The organism is Rhizobium sp. RM (assembly GCF_013390595.1).
Classification (GTDB): Bacteria; Pseudomonadota; Alphaproteobacteria; order Rhizobiales; family Rhizobiaceae; genus Agrobacterium.
On the sequence record NZ_JACAWV010000002.1, the window covers coordinates 423482 to 441990 of the forward strand.

General features: G+C 58.1%; 16 protein-coding genes and 2 riboswitches. Of the genes, 6 read left to right on the forward strand and 10 right to left on the reverse strand.

Annotation, left to right across the window (positions count from 1 at the left end; genetic code table 11):
• Positions 1 to 26 precede the first annotated feature (26 nt).
• Complete coding sequence (locus HWX89_RS02150; RefSeq protein WP_138795416.1) at positions 27 to 689, reverse strand: DUF1345 domain-containing protein; 663 nt, start codon at positions 687 to 689, stop codon at positions 27 to 29.
• A 21-nt stretch (positions 690 to 710) separates the two neighbouring features.
• Positions 711 to 1157, reverse strand: coding sequence for a YaiI/YqxD family protein (locus HWX89_RS02155; RefSeq protein WP_138795415.1), 447 nt, complete (start codon positions 1155 to 1157; stop codon positions 711 to 713).
• Between the two features lie 238 nt (positions 1158 to 1395).
• On the opposite strand from HWX89_RS02155, the gene chrA reads away from it, so the two are divergent.
• The 3 genes from chrA to HWX89_RS02170 all read left to right on the forward strand — a co-directional run bounded on the left by chrA (position 1396) and on the right by HWX89_RS02170 (position 6697).
• Positions 1396 to 2586 (forward strand): chromate efflux transporter, encoded by a 1191-nt coding sequence (gene chrA / locus HWX89_RS02160; protein ID WP_138795788.1) that lies wholly within the window; start codon positions 1396 to 1398, stop codon positions 2584 to 2586.
• 103 nt (positions 2587 to 2689) lie between these two features.
• The gene (locus HWX89_RS02165) at positions 2690 to 3496 is read left to right on the forward strand and encodes a class I SAM-dependent methyltransferase (RefSeq protein WP_138795414.1); all 807 of its coding nucleotides are present in this window, start codon (positions 2690 to 2692) and stop codon (positions 3494 to 3496) included.
• Between the two features lie 537 nt (positions 3497 to 4033).
• The gene (locus HWX89_RS02170; RefSeq protein ID WP_138795413.1) at positions 4034 to 6697 is read left to right on the forward strand and encodes an autotransporter family protein; all 2664 of its coding nucleotides are present in this window, start codon (positions 4034 to 4036) and stop codon (positions 6695 to 6697) included.
• Positions 6698 to 6915: 218 nt separating this feature from the next.
• Here the strand turns inward: HWX89_RS02170 and HWX89_RS02175 are convergent, their stop codons facing one another.
• The 6 genes from HWX89_RS02175 to HWX89_RS02200 form a co-directional block, all read right to left on the reverse strand.
• Positions 6916 to 7398: a GNAT family N-acetyltransferase gene (locus HWX89_RS02175; RefSeq protein WP_138795412.1), complete on the reverse strand. Its 483-nt coding sequence runs from the start codon at positions 7396 to 7398 to the stop codon at positions 6916 to 6918.
• 11 nt (positions 7399 to 7409) lie between these two features.
• The gene (locus HWX89_RS02180) at positions 7410 to 7859 is read right to left on the reverse strand and encodes a GNAT family N-acetyltransferase (protein ID WP_246705072.1); all 450 of its coding nucleotides are present in this window, start codon (positions 7857 to 7859) and stop codon (positions 7410 to 7412) included.
• 75 nt (positions 7860 to 7934) lie between these two features.
• A complete protein-coding gene (locus HWX89_RS02185) occupies positions 7935 to 8573 on the reverse strand; it encodes a trimeric intracellular cation channel family protein (protein ID WP_138791569.1) in 639 nt (212 codons plus the stop codon).
• A gap of 40 nt (positions 8574 to 8613) precedes the next feature.
• Entirely contained in the window at positions 8614 to 10350 is a 1737-nt protein-coding gene (locus HWX89_RS02190; RefSeq protein ID WP_138791568.1) for a peptidoglycan D,D-transpeptidase FtsI family protein, read from the reverse strand.
• 156 nt (positions 10351 to 10506) lie between these two features.
• Positions 10507 to 11358 carry a LysR family transcriptional regulator gene (locus tag HWX89_RS02195; RefSeq protein ID WP_138791567.1) on the reverse strand — a complete coding sequence of 284 codons (852 nt, stop codon included), beginning with the start codon at positions 11356 to 11358 and terminating at the stop codon, positions 10507 to 10509.
• Positions 11359 to 11711: 353 nt separating this feature from the next.
• Positions 11712 to 11806: riboswitch (glycine riboswitch) on the reverse strand.
• Between the two features lies 1 nt (position 11807).
• Positions 11808 to 11901: riboswitch (glycine riboswitch) on the reverse strand.
• Between the two features lie 85 nt (positions 11902 to 11986).
• Positions 11987 to 12712 (reverse strand): L,D-transpeptidase, encoded by a 726-nt coding sequence (locus HWX89_RS02200; protein ID WP_138791571.1) that lies wholly within the window; start codon positions 12710 to 12712, stop codon positions 11987 to 11989.
• Positions 12713 to 13047: 335 nt separating this feature from the next.
• Between HWX89_RS02200 and HWX89_RS02205 the strand changes: the two genes are divergently transcribed.
• Positions 13048 to 14220: a polysaccharide lyase family 7 protein gene (locus tag HWX89_RS02205; protein ID WP_138791566.1), complete on the forward strand. Its 1173-nt coding sequence runs from the start codon at positions 13048 to 13050 to the stop codon at positions 14218 to 14220.
• Between the two features lie 474 nt (positions 14221 to 14694).
• Here HWX89_RS02205 and HWX89_RS02210 read toward each other — a convergent pair whose 3' ends face one another.
• Positions 14695 to 15006: a hypothetical protein gene (locus HWX89_RS02210; RefSeq protein WP_138791565.1), complete on the reverse strand. Its 312-nt coding sequence runs from the start codon at positions 15004 to 15006 to the stop codon at positions 14695 to 14697.
• A 1072-nt stretch (positions 15007 to 16078) separates the two neighbouring features.
• Between HWX89_RS02210 and HWX89_RS02215 the strand changes: the two genes are divergently transcribed.
• A complete protein-coding gene (locus tag HWX89_RS02215; protein WP_138791564.1) occupies positions 16079 to 16444 on the forward strand; it encodes a VOC family protein in 366 nt (121 codons plus the stop codon).
• Between the two features lie 3 nt (positions 16445 to 16447).
• On the opposite strand, the gene HWX89_RS02220 is transcribed toward HWX89_RS02215, so the two are convergent.
• Positions 16448 to 17347, reverse strand: coding sequence for a LysR family transcriptional regulator (locus HWX89_RS02220; protein ID WP_138791563.1), 900 nt, complete (start codon positions 17345 to 17347; stop codon positions 16448 to 16450).
• Between the two features lie 109 nt (positions 17348 to 17456).
• Here HWX89_RS02220 and HWX89_RS02225 point away from each other — a divergent pair, with 109 nt between their 5' ends.
• Entirely contained in the window at positions 17457 to 17969 is a 513-nt protein-coding gene (locus tag HWX89_RS02225; protein WP_502707568.1) for an SRPBCC family protein, read from the forward strand.
• The last annotated feature ends 540 nt before the right edge of the window (positions 17970 to 18509 follow it).

Below are 18509 nucleotides of genomic sequence, written 5' to 3' on the forward strand. Positions count from 1 at the left end.
TTGATGATGCTTGAATGTAAAAAGGATCAGCCCGCCAGCGCGACGGCCGCATTCACGGCAGCGGCGACGAGGATCGTGTTGAAGAAAAACGAAACGATGGAATGCAGCAAGGTCACCTTGCGCATGGAGGTCGTGGTCAGGGCGACGTCGGAGGTTTGCGCCGTCATGCCGATGACCACCGCGTAATAGAGGAAATCGAAACCGCAGGGTTCCTTGGTATCGGGAAAATCCATGCCGCCACGGTGCTGCGGCTTGCCGTCCACGGTCGTCGGGCGCCAGTAGAGATGGGCGTAATGCAGCGCCGTCATAGTGTGGATGGTCAGCCAGCCGAGGATTACCGAACCGAAGGCGAGGCAGAGTGTCCACACGGTCTGTCCAGCCGCATGGTTCAATGCCAGAAACAGCGAGACCACGGCAACACCGACAGCGAGAAGCGTGACACCGGTAATCGCAAGTGCCGGCAGGTCATCGGTATCGGCATGCGCCTTCAGGTGCCGTGCCGTCAGTTGCGGCAGCCGCACGGCGATCATGACCAGATAGGTCAGGAAAAACAGGATTGCGGCAATTTCAACCGCCAGCGACGGCATGAAGATCACCGCTGGAACAAGCCCGACGATGCCGACGAGAAAGGCGACATAAAACGGCTGGTGCCGACGATACGAACTGCTCTTCTGGGTGGTTGTTGTCATGGGCGCGCTCCGGCTTGCCGGTCATTTTTTGACACGACGGCAGAACCGGTCAAGCGTCTCCAGAAACGCCGATCTGTCGCGCGGTGAAAATGCCGCGTTGTAACCCTTGCTTTCGCCGGTTTCGCGCAGATGCGCGCCAAGATCGCGCATGGCTGTGGCCATGCCGATATTCGATTTGTCGAACACACGTCCGGTCGGTCCGGTCACGAGCGCGCCTTTGGCGACGCAGCGCCCCGCCAGCGGCACGTCGGCGGTCACGACGATGTCGTCTTCGCCGGCATGTTCGGCAATCCAGTCGTCGGCTGCATCGAAGGAGCTGGACACGATGACATTGCGCACCATCGGATCGCGTGACGGGCGCAGGCCGGAATTGGCCACGAAGGTCACTTCCAGCCCATGCCGTTCCGCAACCTTCAGAATTTCCGGCTTCACCGGGCAGGCATCGGCATCGACATAGATTTGCGGCATGAACACTTCTTCGCTGTTTTTGGCGTTTCAGGCGCTTTTATCGTCATTACAAGGGATTACCAACCCCGCACCGTTGCAGAATGCCATAAAAGAGGTGCGCGCCCGCTGATCTTCCAGTGCTGCTTTGCATTTGAAGCCATTGCCTTCATAAAACTGTCATCGGGCATCCGCATAGCGTTGCGGGCAGCATGGGCGAGGGGCAGTTGTGACATCTTCGGCAGAGACGGGCAGTGAAGGCATGGCAGGACAGCCGCATGGCACGCCGGCGGAGGTATTTTTTGCCTTCCTCAAACTTGGTCTGACCTCTTTCGGCGGCCCGATTGCCCATCTCGGTTATTTCCGCGACGAGCTTGTGGTGCGCCGAAAGTGGATCGATGAAGCCGGATATGCCGATCTCGTTGCGCTCTGCCAGTTTCTTCCCGGCCCGGCATCCAGTCAGGTGGGGTTTGCTCTTGGTCTTTTGCGCGGCGGGCCGCTCGGTGCCTTTGCCGCCTGGGCCGCCTTTACCCTGCCATCGGCGATCTTGCTGGTGGCCTTCGCATTATTGGCCACAGCCTTTGACGGTCCCATCGGCACCGGTCTGTTGCACGGCCTGAAGATCGTCGCGGTTGCCGTGGTGGCGCAGGCGGTCTGGGGCATGGCGCGCAGCCTGACGCCGGATCGGCAACGGGCCAGCATCGCGCTTGCCGCTGTCGCCATCGTGGTGTTCGCCGCAGGCGCCATCGGCCAGATCGCCGCCCTTGGTCTTGGCGCGCTGGCGGGTCTGGTGTTTTGTCGTAATGGCGTCGTTACCGGCACGCCGCATCTGGCGTTTCGGGTGTCCCGCAGCGTCGGCGTTGCCTCGCTCATTGCGTTTTTCGGTTTGCTCGTCGGCCTGCCGGTCATCGCCTCCGTGGCAGGTTCGCAAGGGCTGGACCTTTTCGATGCCTTCTATCGGTCCGGTTCGCTGGTGTTCGGCGGCGGCCATGTCGTGCTGCCGCTGTTGCAAGCTGAGGTCGTCAATCCCGGCTGGCTCGGCAACGATGCCTTTCTGACCGGTTATGGCGCAGCACAGGCCGTTCCCGGACCGCTCTTCACCTTCGCCGCCTATCTCGGTGCGGCCATGGAGCCGCAACCGAACGGCATCACCGGCGCGCTCATCTGTCTTGTCGCCATCTTCCTGCCGGGCTTCCTTCTGCTGGTCGGTGCCCTGCCATTCTGGAACAGCTTTCGCAAACACCCCATGGCCCAGGCCGCCATGCGCGGCGCCAACGCCGCCGTCGTCGGCATTCTCGGCGCCGCGCTCTACAGCCCTGTCTGGACCAGCGCCATCCTGAACGCCTACGACTTCACCCTGGCACTCACGGGTTTCATACTCCTCGTCATCTGGAAAGCCCCGCCGTGGCTGGTGGTGGTGCTGATGGGAGCAGGGGGCATTCTGCTGGGGTGAATGATTGCCGGCCGTGAGCAACCATTCTAACTGTCATCATATTTTCGTACCCGTCGCTGTATTTCGGCGTGAGAAAACCGGAAAATATTGAATCGACAGTATCATGAGAAAAACTACTCTCGCATCAGTGACAGCAGCCAATAAGGTTGCATGGGAAGCATCAGCGCATCTCCATAAATTCGGTGATGGCTGGGCAAAGCTGGTGGAGGCGGCAGGTCAGCCCGGCTTCTCGGTTCTTGATGAAACGATCACAGCGCTCCTCAAAAAATATCACATTGAAGGGCGGCGAGCTGTGCAGATCGGTTGCAACAATGCGCGAGAGCTTATCTCTCTTGCCTCTCTCGGCGGCATTCCCGCACTTGGGATCGATCAATCGCCTAGTTTCCTACAACAAGGACGTGAGCTGGCCGACGCAGCACGGCTTGAGCCGAAACTACTCGAAGCCAATATCTACGACCTGCCGGAGGATTTGGGCCATTTCGATATGGTCTTGATTACCATCGGCGTATTGAGCTGGATGCCGGATCTCGCAGAGTTCTTTCGGATTGTCTCCGGATTGATGAAGGAAGGCGCTGTTCTGGTGATCTACGAGACCCATCCCTTTCTCGAAATGTTTGACCCGCACAAGGAATGTCCGCATGAGCCAGGATTCAGTTATTTCTTGAAAGAGCCGCACCTCCTGACGCAAGCCATCACCTATGACGGCGAAGACCACGGCAGCGTAGAGACAAGTTACTGGTTCATCCATACGCTTGGCGACATCGTCACCGCCTGTCTTCAGGCCGGTCTACAACTGCATGAGTTGACGGAATATCCTCATAGCATTCGCGAACCTGAATATGACATTTACGCCGGTCGTGCGGCGCAGGTGCCGATGTCCTATTCGCTCGTCGCTTCAAAATGCGCTTAGAGTGGACCCGCATCTACGGTTTTGCGACCTGTTGTTACCGATGCAGGATACGAGGATGTCTGAAAGCGTCAGCGCAGATTAGTTTCTAAACGTTAGCGCGAATCTTTCAAATTACCCCATCGTCAAGTTGCAAAAAACAATCTAGAATAAGTCATATAGTCTTTTGGTTGCGTTTTATTATCAGTCACTTACATTCGGAAACAATAACAAACATAGGGGCGCCAGGCTCCGATTTCCGTGTTGAGACGGCATTTCCGACGAGACGTCACACGGATCACGCATACCCCCGACATGATTGTCCGGGTGGCGCAAGACTGGAGGGGAGATGCGAAAAATTCTCCTCCCGCTTTAGCCTCATCGGCTGGAAATTGAAGATCGTCGGCACGCCTCACTCGCCTCATCGGCGAGGATCGGGACTTGCCGCCGCAAAATTCATGGGATGCGTTTGAAGCATCCACCGATTTGCACGGGAGATTTCAGATCAGATAAAATTCTGCTTTTTCAATTATTTGCAAGTCTTGTGCGGGGGCACGTTTGATGCGTAATTCGAGACAGAACAGAATACCCGGTTTCTTTTCCTTTTCGCACTCCGGTGCATTTCAGTTGAAGCTTGGACTGCCGCTAACCAGCGCCTTGCTCTTCTTTCCCTACACGGGAACGGCACTTGCCGATTGTACACCGACCACGCCGTCTTCTGGCGATACGGTTGTCTGTGATGGCAATCCGGCGGGCTTCACCACAAGCGGGCTAGGCAGCCTGAATGTCCAGATACAACAGGGCACCAACCTGAATGGTCCGTTCACGGCCAGCACCATGGGCACTCTGACGGTCGACTCCTCAGGCAATCTGCAGAGCGTCGACATCACCGATGTCAGCAGACTCGTCTTCGATAACCGCGGCACTATCAATGGTGGTCTGGTGGTGGATGGCGATGGCACCTACATCGTCCACAACTACGCCAACTCCTTCATCAATTCAGCCTTCAGCTTCACCGGCGACAGCACCAATGTCATCACCAATGACGGCACGCTGAACAATGGCATTACCGTCAATGGCGACGGCCAGACCAACATCACCAACAACACTGGTGCGTCGCTGAACAGCGGTATCTTCGTGATCGGCGCCAGCCAGACTTATGTGCAGAACTACGGCACGATCCAGAGCAACATCTCGCTCGGAACGGGCAATGATACGATCATCAACTACGATCCGGGTCAGATCAACGGCAGCGTTTCGCAAGGCTCCGGCAACGATATTTTCGACATGCGCGGCGGCCGCGTCAGCGCAACGGTCAATCAGGACGATGGCGACGACCAGTTTCGGCTGTCCGGCGGCGAAGTCACGGGATCGCTGGTAGCGGGCTCCGGCGCCGATTCCATGGTCTGGATCGGCGGCCTGATCGGCGGTATCGACATGGGTACCGACAACGACACGGCCTACTTCTCCGGTCTCACCGATGAACATCTCCGCGGCATTCAGATCGATGGTGGTCTCGGCACAGACATTCTGACCTGGTCGAATACCAAGGGCAGCAATCCGGGACGTTTGATCAACTGGGAACGTATCGAACTGACGAACGGCTCCGAACTGACGATGAACAACACCCTGACACTGGGGGACACTGGAACCCTGACAGGTGGTCTCGTCATTGACGGTTCCAGCTATCTGCGAGCCGGTAGCGGCACGTGGAGCATCAACCCGGCGGTTGGCGGCAATCTGGTTCAGGTGCAAAACTCAGGTTTCATCGATCTGACCAACGGTTCCAACTCGACCTCGGACAGCCTCACCATCGTCGGCAATTATCGCGGTTTTGGCGGCCAGCTCTGGCTCAATACCGTGCTGGCGAGCGACAGCTCCCCCTCCGACAAACTGGTGATTTCCAACGGCACCACATCGGGCACCACCGGCCTCGTCGTCACGAATGTCGGCGGCGCCGGTGCGGAGACGACGCAGAACGGTATTCTCGTCGTGGAAGCCATTAACGGTGCGACCACAGGCTCGGGTACCTTCAATCTCGCTCGCCGTGCCTCTGCCGGTATCTATGAATACCAGCTCATTCAGGGCGGCGTGACCAGCGGCACCGAAAACAACTGGTACCTGCGCAACAACTTCCAGGGCATTGATGCCAGCAACCCGAACCTGCCTGACTGGCTGCTGCCGGGTGGCGGTGGCGAAGAAGGTGGCGGTGACAATGGTGGCGGTTCGGGCGGCGGCGGTAGCGGCGGGGGCGGTGACGACGGCGACATCACACTGATCCGTCCTGAAGTCCCGATCCTCAGCGCGACGCCAACAGTTGTTCGCGGCCTGCTGCGTGTTGCGCTTGGCACGTTCCATGAGCGTCACGGCGAACAGGCCTGGTTCGGTGACGAAGCGGACAAGGATATCGTCTGGACCCGCTTCTTCGGCGATCAATACCGTCAGGACCTCAGCTCCTTTGCCGATCAGCGCTTCAAGGGCAACCAGTGGGGCCTGCAGTTCGGTGCGCCGGTCTATCGTGCCGAACATGATGATGGCCAGCTCGATACCTTTGGTGTGATGGCCGGTTATGTCCGCGGCTGGGGCGATATGCGCGCCAGAAACATCTACGACCGGGTCATTGAAATCGGCAACATCGATGTCGACGCCTATAGCCTTGGTGCCTACTGGACGCACACATGGGAAGACGAGTCCTACATCGACGCCATTCTCATGCATTCCTGGCTCAGCATCGATACGGACTCGGTTGCCGATTACAGCACCAGCTTCCACGGCCGGGAATGGACTGCTTCGCTGGAGGCCGGCAAGAAGTTCGATATTTCCGAAAACTGGGTTATCGAACCACAGGCGCAGATTTACTGGCAGTACCAGAATTTCAACGAGGCCAACGATCCGGGCGGCCGGATCAGCTACGATAACAACGATTCCTGGACTGGCCGTATCGGCATGCGTCTGGAAGGCGACTACACGATCAATGAGCGACCGTTCAGCCCCTTCGTGCTGGCCAATGTCTGGCATCAGTTCAAGGCCAGCGACACGATCCACTTCAACGAAACCGCCATTCGCCCATCCTGGGAAGAAACCAGCCTCGAACTCGGCGTAGGCTTCACCACCAAGGTCTCGGAAAACGCCTCGATCTATGCGAACGCGTCCTACGAGTTCAACCTCGGCGGCGAAGACTTCCGCCTCTTCTCCGGCCGCGTAGGCGCCCGCATCGTCTGGTGATGCAAAACAACGGTCGTGCCTGACGTTCCAAACGACAGGCACGACCGTCAGGCCGATGATCGCTTACAGCATTAACGCCACAGCGAGAGTGTGGAATCCGCGTCCAGAGCGACGGCTCCGTCCCAGCATGTGAGGAAGAGCGGCAGGGAATGCCCCTCGAAGCATCTTCATGGCGAGGTTTTGCCTGCGCGACCGAGGAGGGACTTCAGCCATCGCTCTTATTTTAACGTCAGAACCATATCCCAGCGATCCAGCCCCACGGCATAACAATCCGGCGTAACCTCGGTCATGACAAAGCCGAACTTCTCATAGAAGCCTTTGGTGTGCTGGCTGGTGTTCAAGGTAATGCTGTCGACATCGGGTAGGTTTCTGGCAAGCTCGAGCCGCGCCTGCGTCAGCAGTCGCCCGACACCCTTGCCATGATGATCGCGCGCCACCATGCCCCACGACAAAAACGCCGTCCTCTTCTCCGGTAAGGTCTCCAGCCCACCGCAGGCAATGATGCCAGTGCCATCCTCAAACACCAGATAAGGGCGCTGCAGGGCAAGTCCCGTCAGGAATTCCGCATACTGCGCGCGTTCCGCTTCGGCGAAGAAATGCGGGACATTGCTGTCGAAGACAGCAAGGCAAGCAACACTGTCTTCAAGAACATAGGGCCGGGGCGAAACCGATTGCACTGATCCAGTTAGATTTGAGGTCATACTGTGGTCGCTCACAAAAGACGCAGCTTGTAACCGATATGGGTTGGTTCAAAGCCCAGCCGGTCGTAGAACCGGTGCGCGTCGGGGCGTGCCTTGTCGGTTGTCAGTTGCACCAGCGCGCATCCTTGCGAGCGGCTGTAATCGATGGCCCATTTGAACATCGCTTCACCAATCTGCTCGTTTCGCCTGCTCCGGGCAACACGCACGGCTTCGATCTGGGCGCGCTTTGCGCCGCCGCGTGACAGGCCGGGAATGACGGTCAGCTGAAACGTTCCGACAATCTCGTTGCCGTCTTCCACAACACACAAGAACTGGTTGGCATCGCCGGTGATGTCACGAAACGCGGCTCGGTATCGCTCCATATCTTCTGGTTGGGTCGATTCCCGGCTGGCGCCCAGCACGTCATTGGCGAGCAGGTCGATAATCGCCGGCAGATCGGTCTCTACGGCTTTGCGAAACATCAATGGCGCCAAGACCTGCATCCTTTTTGGCCAGAATATCGGAACGGCCGGACCCTAAACCGGTGAGGCAGCCAGTCAATGCAAATCCCTGGTGTAGACGAATTTGGGCATGCTCCAGCCAAAGCGGATGGCGAGGAGACGCAACACCAGGCCAAGCCCCATGGCGAGGAGGGTGGAGAGCGTGTGCGACAGCCCGAGATGCGGTGCGGCCAGATAAATCAGGCCGGTGAACACCGATACGGTGGCATAGAGTTGCGAGCGGAACAGCAGCGGCACCTCGTTGCAAAGGATGTCACGTAACACGCCGCCAAGGCACCCGGTCAGCATGCCGGCCGCCACCACAACAACCAGCGGCTGGTTCATGGTCAGCGCAATCTGGCAACCGATGACGGTGAAGACCACCAGTCCTATCGCATCGAGAAACAGGAACATCTTGCGCAGATGATGCATGTAGCGCGCCAGCGGTATCGTCGCCAAAGCCGACAGGCCCGTGACCAGCAGGTAGCTTGGGTTTGCCACCCATGACAAGGGATGGTGGTTCAGCAACACATCCCGCACCGTGCCACCGCCAAGAGCGGTGATGCAGCCGAGCAGGAAGACACCGATCCAGTCCATTTCGCGGCGCCCGGCGGCGAGGGCTGCGGTCATCGCCTCCGCGACGATGGCAACGAGATAAAGAATATGGACGATGTCGCTGGCGGGTGACGCGCTCATCGAAAACCACCTGAAAATTCGCTCATGTCTGCAGATACCCTCAATAGTTCATCAGCGGAGATGCCTTCTGGTCTCCGAATGAGGGGCGAACGCCGAGAAGTGGCGCGGCCCGCGTGATGATATCGCGCACCATGGGCGCGGCGTTGTAAGCGGCCAGCCGCCCGCCGCGCTCGCCGGAAAGCGGTGCGTCGATGATCGTGAGAACCACGTAACGGGGCCGGTGCATGGGGAAGGCGGCAAGAAAGGTGTTGAAGTTCAGGTTCTTGGCGTATCTGCCATTGATGACCTTTTCCGCCGTTCCGGTCTTGCCGCCGACATCGAATCCCGCGACCTGCGCGTTTCGGCCGGAGCCCTGCGTGCCGTTATAGGCGAAGAGCTCACGCATCTTGGCGCTAGTGGCGGCCTCGATCACCCGTGTCCCGTCCATCTGGCTGCGGGCATTGCTGCCGGCGATAAAGGTCGGATGACGGAACATGCCGCCATTGACGAGGGCCGCAGCGGCAGCGGCCGTCTGCAGCGGTGTTGTCGCCAGACCGTGCCCAAAGGAAATCGTGGCGGAATTGATCTTCTTCCAGTGTCTGGGCGCCGTGGGCGAGGCCACCTCCGGCAGTTCCGTCTGCAGGCGTGACAACAGGCCCAGCCTGGAAAGAAACCGCTGGTGATTGTCCAGTCCCACCAGATCGGCGACCTTGGCGGTGCCGATGTTGGAGGAATACCGAAACACCTCGCGAATTGTCAGCGGTCGGCCGCGACCGTGAAAATCGCGGATAAGGAAACCGCCCATTTTCAGGGGGCGAGAGGCATCGATCACCGAATTGAGACCCACCACACCGGCATCCAGCCCCATGGCGAGCGTAAAGGCCTTGAAGGTCGAGCCCATTTCCACCGCGGAATTGCTCATGCGGTTAAACCACCCCTTTTCGTAGTCCTTGTCGATTGCGCCATCCGCAAGGCGGCGTGAGGGTTCGTTCGGGTCGTAATCGGGGGCGGAGGCCATCGCCAGCACCTCGCCTGTATCGACATCGATCACAACCGCGCCTGCCGCTTCCGCCTGATAGTTCCTCATGGCATCGACAACCACGGTGTGCACGATGCTCTGTACACGCAGATCGATGGAAAGCCTGACGGGTTTCAGGTCCGTAGCATCCGCCAGGCCGATATCGCGCAGATCCGCCAGGCCCTGCCGGTCGAGATAACGCTCGATACCTGCCAGCCCCTGATTGTCGATGTTGACGTGGCCGACAATATGCGATGCCACCGGCCCACCGGGGTAAAAGCGCCGCTTCTCCGGCCTGAAACCGATACCGGGAATGCCAAGCCGCATGATCTCGGCCTGCTGTCGGGGGGTAAGCTGTCGCCTGATCCACTGAAAGCCGGTGTCGGAGGTAAGCTTGCGGTGCAGATCCGCCCAGTCGAGACCGGGAATGACCGAAGCAAGCTTTTCAATTGCCTCATTCGGGTCCACCACGCGGCGCGGTTCCGCATAAAGCGACACGAGATTGACATCCGTTGCGATGAGCTGGCCGTGCCGGTCGACAATATCGGGGCGTGAGGCAATGGCGCCGGGCGATCGCGGAATGCTCGCGGTCGTGTCGCTCTCGGAGACCTGACCATAGTGGACAAGCCGCGCCGCAATCACCCCATAACCGATGGCGAAAGCGGCAAACAGCAGCGCCACACGCTGACGATGCCGGACCGGCGATGTTCGCCGAGGTTTTTTGGGCGATAGAACAAGCTTGCCAATGGCACCTTTGCGGGTGCGGGCGATCAGCGACATGAAGTTACTCCACGCTCATGCATCGGGGGCAGGGTGGCCTGTGGGCAGGTCGAACCGGCATCCTCACACGCGCCTGACAGGGGCTGTCATCAGGCATTCTACACGGCGGAAAATCGCGCAGAATTAGGCAATCGCGCAGGCCCAGTCTGCGCATAATCAGGAACGCCATAACGGCTTGAGGCCTTCACTGATGAAGTCCATGGCAACGCGGATGCGCGGCGTATCGCGCACGTCTTCATGGATCACCAGCCAGACATCGATGCTGACGCCGGGATCAAGCGCGTCAAACCTGACGAGGCCGTGTTCGGCGGCGAGATAAGCGGGCAGCAGCGCCACTCCGGCACCACCGGCGGCAGCGGCCGCCTGGATGCGCAGATCGTTGCTGCACATGAACACCTCGTCGGCCGAAAGCCTGTCATCCAGCCAGCGATGGTGGTCCGACCCGCGCATCGTGTCGTCATAGCTGATGTAGAGCGGGCTGCCGTTTCGCGTCAGATAGGCGGGGCTGGCATAGAGGAAATAGGACAGTTGCCCGAGGCGGCGGGCCACGAGCGTGGCTTCGCTCGGTCGCTTCAGGCTGATGGAAACATCCGCTTCGCCCTTGGAAAGCGACATGGCCTCCATGGTGCCGACCAGGCGAAGCCGAACGTCCGGGTGCTGCATCTGCAGCGTGGCGATATGTGGGGCAATGAAACTGTAAAGCAGGGAGGGCGGGGCGGATACCACGACGTCCCCCTCTATGCCGCTCTGGCCGCTGCGGGCGCAGCGGCTCAGCGCAAAGGCCGACTGGCTCATCTCCTCAGCAAAATTCGCCACGTCGCGGCCCATGGTTGTCAGCACATAGGATCGTGGCCTGCGATCCACGAGCTTGACCGACAGCGCTGTTTCCAGTGACGCGATGCGGCGACTGACGGTGGTGTGGTCAACGCGCAGCGCCTTGGCGGTTGCCGTGATCGAGCCATGGTGTGCGAAGGCGGAGAAAAAGCGCAGATCTTCCCAATCGACCATTTTGATATTCCTGATAGCGAGATTGTGGAACGGGAGGAGCGTCGGCCATCGTCACGACAGGGCAGGGTTACGGCATGGCTTCCGCCACGCCAGTCCGGTGCCGTTATCGCGGGACGCCGCGGGGCCGTTCAGTTCCTGAAGGGAAGCGGGGTGAAACGCCGTGGCTGTTTCAGGTCGCCATGCGCATCGGCTGGCTGGCTTTCAGCCGGCATGCGTAAACCATGCAGGGTTAATGCCCGCGCAGCAGGTTTCCATGAACGCTCTCTCGAGATGGCGATAACGCGCATGATTGTCGATGAGGAAGGGTGACTTCCAGGCATAGGTGCTCCTTGCCCGTCTTTCCGGGCCTCTGGCACCCCCTCTGTCATTGGCCTGAGAGATTCGCTCACCACGTCAGGGCGAACTTACACCATCGGCGCGAGCCTCGGCCCGCTTTTCAGAGTTTTCAGGATCTTGCAGCGGTCCTTTTGCCTGAGAGTTTCCGGGGTGGTTGCTCCGTCGGCGCCGATATCGGGAGGCATCGATCTCTCCCGCTGCTCGATATGTTTTGTCCATCGCCGGCATTCGGCAGGCGTGAACGACGTGAGATATGGTGCCGTTTATGGCGTAAGTTTGACCCTTGGCGCCATCAGATCACCAGCAGAGGCGTCTTGCCTTTTACCCGGTCGTAGAGATCGATAGCGTCCTGCATCAGCATTCTGACGCAGCCCGACGAGGAATTCTTGCCGATCGTGCGCCAGCTTGGCGATCCGTGAATGCGGTAAAGCGTGTCCTTGCCGTTCTGGAAAATATACATGGCGCGCGCACCAAGCGGGTTCTTCGGGCCGGGGGCCATTCCGCCGGCTTCAACACTGTAGGGTTTAAGCTCGGGGTTGCGCGCAATCATGTCGTCAGGCGCCTTCCACCGTGGCCACTTCTGCTTCCATTGCACGACGGCGCGTCCCTTCCAGGAGCGCCCCTGTGTTCCAAGTCCGACGCCGTAACGTATGGCCCGGCCGTTTGGCAGCACCCAGTAAAGGAACCGCTCGCGGGTATCGACGACAATGGAATAGGCCGGCTCGGTCGTGGCGTAAGCGACCTCCTGGCGCAGATATTGCGGATCGATGGCGCGGTGGTTGACCGCAGGCACATCAAATCCGCCATCTGTCAAAGCGGCATAGATGATATCGTAATCGAGACCGGCAGCCTTATCCCCAGGCTTGTTCTCTTTCGCCGTTTTGACGAGGGGTTGCGGCTCTTCCTTCTTCTCGGGCAGGAAACCGGCATCGGTCTCAAGCTTTGCCTTTGGAGCCTGCACGCAACCGACTGCCAGCACCGAACTGGCGGCAAGGGTAAGCAGCGACCTGCGCGACATGTGGGAATTGAGTTTCTGTTCCAAGGCTGTTCTGCTGTCGATGTCTGGAGGTAACGGTCGGGATGAGGTTTGGCCCGGACCTTCTGGTTGCGCGACACAGACCACGAAACCAACGGATTCGGTACTGCGCAAATGCGCAGATCGATGCTGCAGCATCGCATGTTGCCAGCCGGGGCAACGAGGGGGCGAAGGGTAGGGTGCAATTTTCGGGCGAGAGCCAATTGACCGATGCCACCCTGCGTGGCTCAATGGCCCAACTGCTGCCCACCGATTCAGTCGTCGTCATGACGACACCAGATGCTGCCAATTTTTGATTTGATAATCGGAGATATCCCATGCCTCTGGCTACGGCGCGCGCGTTTTTGATCTTCGGCCTCTCCACACTGGTTCTTTTGCTGAATGCGGCGCCTCATGCGATGGCGCAGGACGGGGCTATCGATGGCGATAACAGACCGAAAAAGAAGAAGATTCCGATCGAAGAACGCCTGCCGGGCATCCTGTCGGGCCGGTCCACCGCAATTGATCTGAGCCGGTGGAAGGTAACCTTGCCGGTGAACGAGCAGGGCGTGAGAAGCGGTGAGGGCGATGCTGTCGAACTCAAGATGCTGAAGGGTCTTTCCGTACCGCCCTATTTCGAGGTGCAGCAGAACTCGATCACCTTCGTGGCGCCAACCAATGGTGCGCGCACCAAGGGTTCGAACTACCCACGCTCGGAATTGCGGGAGATGGACGGCAAGGGTGATGAGTACGAGTGGCAGGTCGGCGATGGCGGGCGGCTTTCGGCAACGCTAACGGTCGATCAATTGCCGAAGGCCAATGGCGATCTGCCCGCCAGAGTGGTTATCGGCCAGATCCATGGACCGGACGACGAGCTTTGCCGCCTTTATTATACCGACAAGGGTGAGCTCTATTTCATCGACGACAAGGCGGGCGACGACCACGAAGAAACGGTTTTCAGGCTGGTATCGTCCAAAGGCAAAGAACCGAAAATCCCGCTGGGCGCCAGCTTTTCCTACGTCATAGACGCGAATGCCGAACGGCTGAGCGTAACGGTCTCGTACAAAGGTGTTGATTACGTCGGCGTCGATCCCATCAGCAGCTTCTGGCCGGGCAAATCCCTCTATTTCAAGGCTGGCGCCTATCTTCAGGTCGGAAAACCGGGCAGCAAGGCCGGAACCGTCGGCCAAGGCCAGGGCAGCGTCACCTTCACGTCGATCGGCGCACCCACGCACGATATCTATCGTGAGCAATCGGAAGAAGACGGTGAGGATAAAACCGCCAGCTCCGAAGAGACCGGCCGCGAACGGAAAACCGGAAAATCCGTCAGCAGCGTCGAACTTTATGCGGGCTGCATCGCGGTCAAGACGACCAAGCTGCTTGAGGCCGTAAGCAGCCTGCCTGACGCCATGAAAAAGGCACGCCCCCTGTGCGAAAGTCTGGATCGCGAGTTCAGTGCGAAGGAAACGGCCGAAGTGGATGCCCTGTTACAGAGGATTTTTGCGCGCTGACGACCAGTAACGCGCATCGTTTTCCCAAAGCGTCAGACGCCAGATAAGCTGCGACGTCGCAGGTTACTCTACCTTTCACGGCAAGATAGAGCAGGGGCAGGTTACAGAGCACCTCGATTTCGATCTTTTATTGATGGTGTTGAGATCGATTTGAGGCCAGGGATTACTTTCGGGAGAGCTTCCAATGTCGCCAGACGAACGCCAAAAATTGGATTAAATATCGACTGTATGTCAATGTAATATATAACTATTATTTGATTTTATGTCAGCTGTCCGCTGATGAAGACGGATACTCACTCGGGCCGATCGCGATGATCGTGGGCGGCGTGTTGATCATGAACCTCATCGCCAAGTCGGCATCACACTGACGCGAGCGGTCCATCTGTCTGGACCGGCGAATGCGTTCAAAGCGATCCGTCTTGCGAGCCAACGGCGAAGCAATGCGCTTGAGAGCGCAATGACTTCGCCTGTTGGTCAGCCCTCAGCTTCGCGGTTGTTATCGGATTTGATCAGGGCGCGCAGCGCCGCACATTTGGGGTCGTTTGACTCAAAGAGGTTATCTGGAGACGTCCATCCCGTCGAAATGCCGACAGCCGTTGCGATTGCCCAACCCAACTCATTTCCGGCTCTGTCGATAAGACGGGGTACCTGGGTCGCCAAACACTGATGTGACTGTTGAACCGCCTCCATGGAGACATTGCCGCGATCAAGCTGCTGTTTCATTTCAGCCTGAAGCGGGTCGACAACAAATGTGGCGAACAACCATGCAGCAATATCTGCAATCATAATCCATCCTCGTGGTGCGGCGTCATTGTCGGTATAAGGTCCGACATCGTGAAAGCGCCGGGACTTTCACCAGAGGGGCCCGGACCAGCGGGTTGATCCTGTATTTGGGAAACAGCAGGCCGTCGTTCAAGGTCATGAATGACATGATGTGCAGGAGGACAAAGCCATACGGCGAGAGAATGCTGGATGCCATGCGGAATCCGCCTGCTCGACGCCCGGCCGATCGCCTTGTGCCGGATCGAGGCTGCACCGTCAGCCAGATGACTGCGACGCCACAGGTCACTAACCCGTCCATAGCAAGGGAAAGCAGGGGCAAGTGCAGGCGGTGACCTCCACGCTTTCGACCTTTTAATCATGGTGTTGCCAGGCAAAGTCCGGGAAGCACCTGACCATCTGGTTCTGGATCAAGCCACAACTCAAAAATAAGCTCGTCTTTCATGGCGTGCGCATACAAAACAATATCATTCTCTCCAGCATTTCCGGATCGCAATAATGGCTTGCATCAGTGATATATGCTACCTCGAGCTGAAGTTTGCGGGCAGAGACGCATGCAGAACGAGAAGAAAAGACATTTCCAGACACGTGATCTGGATGGCGATGCCAAGCGCGTAAAGGTGCGGCAAAGTTTATTTGGAGAATGCGTCAAATGAACAGTATCCAGTCTAAATTACTTTTTATAATGACTTGGATTGTTGTTATGGCTTTCCGAATTATCATTGGATTTTTTATCCGTATATTGTGTGTCTGGATTTTATTTTTTCTGTTGTCGAAAATAATTCAATAGCTGACCTAAACTACTTTTGTTTTACTTTTAGACCCTTCTTTGATTTCTCCCAACCGAAGGTTTTATCCATCCACCGCGGTCCCTGTCTCAAGAGGGAATGGCCCGGTAGTGGATTTCCAGCCTTGTAGTCGGACACGCCAGGCTCACCATTGCGATACGCGGAATACGGGATATCGATCCCAAATCTAAGAAGGCCCATAGCCGAGCCTCCAATAGGCGTTCTCTGTCGTATTTCCGTGAGGCGTCCATGGGTTTTCAAACCACCCATACTTTCCATCCGAAGTACGCATGCCGAGACTTGCCGCCGTATTGCGCATCGTCGCCAGACTCGCCGCTGCTGATCCGGATGTTGCCCGCTCTTTCTACGAGCAGCTTCTGGGCCTTGAGGTCGTCATGGATCATGGCTGGATACTGACATTCCCCGGCAAGGGAACCATGCCGCCGCAGCTCAGCATCGCCAGCGAAGGCGGCTCAGGAACCCCGGTTCCCGACCTGTCGATTGAGGTCGACAACGTCGACGAAATCCACCGACGCGCAGAATCCGCAGGCTTCAGGATCGTCTATCCTCTGTCTGACGAAACCTGGGGCGTGCGTCGTTGCTACGTGCTTGATCCTATGGGAAAGATCATAAACATCCTCTCGTACATACCTTGAGCTTCAAGCCTGGACCGTGCCGAACAGCAGCGCCCGGAACCATTGATGCCCGGGGTCGCGATGGGTGCGTTCGTGCCAGATGGCGATCTTCGAAAAGCCCGGAATGTCGACAGGCGGCGCTATTGTCGTCAGGGTTGGATCGTTGCTGACGAGCCGGCTCGGCACAACGGCAATCAAATCCGTCGTTTTCAATACCTCGGGCAAGGCGAGAAAGCTGGTGATCGACAGCACGACCCTGCGCTTTCGCCCGATGGCGGCCAACGCGTCGTCGGTGACGCCGCGAAAACGCTGACCGGAGAAGGAGACGAGCACGTGGTCGAGATCGCAAAAGCGATCAAGATCGATTGTGCCGTTTCGCGCGGCTGGATGATCGCGTCTCAGCGCACAGACATAGGTTTCATCGAAAAGCCGGCGGGCATGCAGGTCCTGCGGCGCTGTTTCCGGTGTCACCAAAGCGAGGTCGAGTTCTCCGCGCTCGAACTGTACCTGCGCATTGTCATTGTCGACGGGTCTGACAGAAACGCGGATGCCGGGTGAGGCGGCACGCAGCCTCGGCAGGAACGGCAAAACGACCGCCTGTAGCGCGTAATCCGTGGCCGCCAGAGACATGGTGAACTGCGCCGTCGCAGGGTCGAAAACCGGCGGCTGCAGCAATGTTTCGACGTCTGCAAGGATCTGGCGAACAGGGGCGGCAAGTTCGTTTGCCTTGGCTGTCGGGATGATGCCGCGCTGCGTGCGGATGAAAAGAGGATCATCAAAACTGTCGCGCAGGCGGCCCAGAACGCCGCTGACGGCGGGCTGCGTCAGGCCAAGCCGATCGGCTGCGCGTGTGACGCTTCGTTCGTCAAAAAGCGCGTCAAATGCCTTCAGAAGATTGATGTCGAGAGATTTGATATCGCGCATACTTATATCCGTAATCACAAATCACGATTATTCTTATTTCTGCACATCTGGCATCAGGAGGCAACCGAACCGCAACGGTTCTGCACGCACCTGAGACGAGGAGAGAGATTTGACCAGCATGAGCGCGATTGAATGGCCCGAAGACTACATTCCCGGCTTCACGGACAACTTTTGCTCGAACGAAGTCATTGTCGCCGGTTTGACTGCCGCGACCATATGGCCACTGCTGAGTGTCGCCACGGCATGGCCGACATATTACAGCAACTCGGCCAATGTGCGCTTCTACGACGAAATGGGGCCACAGCTTGAAACCGGTCGCCGTTTCTATTTCGAAACCTTCGGCTTTCCCGTCGAAGCAGAAGTCGTCGAATATGTCGCGCCGGTAAAAGGCAATCCGGGTCGCATTGCCTGGCATGGCTGGGCCGGTGAGGGCGACACACGCCTTGACGTCCATCACGCCTGGCTCGTCGAAGATCTCGATGGCGGCCGCGTGCGCATCCTCACCCAGGAAACCCAGAAGGGCAAGCCAGCGGAAGATCTCGCCAGAGCTAGACCAAACCCGATGATCAACGGTCATCAGGACTGGCTGGACGGCCTCATCGCCGCCGCCCGCAAGTCCTGATGGGTCCTGTGCGGCTCAAGACCCGTCGCAATTGCTGGACTAATGAGTGATATGTCAGATCGAATTAAGATGAAATATCGATCTTAGAACATTGAAATATATAGAGATAATTGATTTCTCATAAGAAGTTTTGATTAGGGCCGCCAGCGATCGCCGCTTGAGACTGCTGCTCATTCAGGCCGATCATTGGGGTCGATGCCTGCGGCTTTGGCTGTTCGCACGATGCCATTGTGCGGCATGCTCGGACAGCCATTGAACATCCATCAAGTTTCAGGGCAAGCCGACAGAGGGCAGACCTGCTTTACTTATCGGGGCGGTTCAGAGAATGACTCCTGAGTACCTGCGACGTCGATGGACACATAGAAAGGCGAGACTGTCGCACGTCATTCTTGAACCCACCCGCCCACACACAATGTCAAAGCTGGTTAGAGCTGCGACGCCGCTGGCCCGTTAGAAATGCGACACTGGCTCCGACAATCAGCCCCCGACCGGACCGGCTGGGCCGGGTTGCAAGGGTAGGGAGGGGGCGGGTGATGGAAC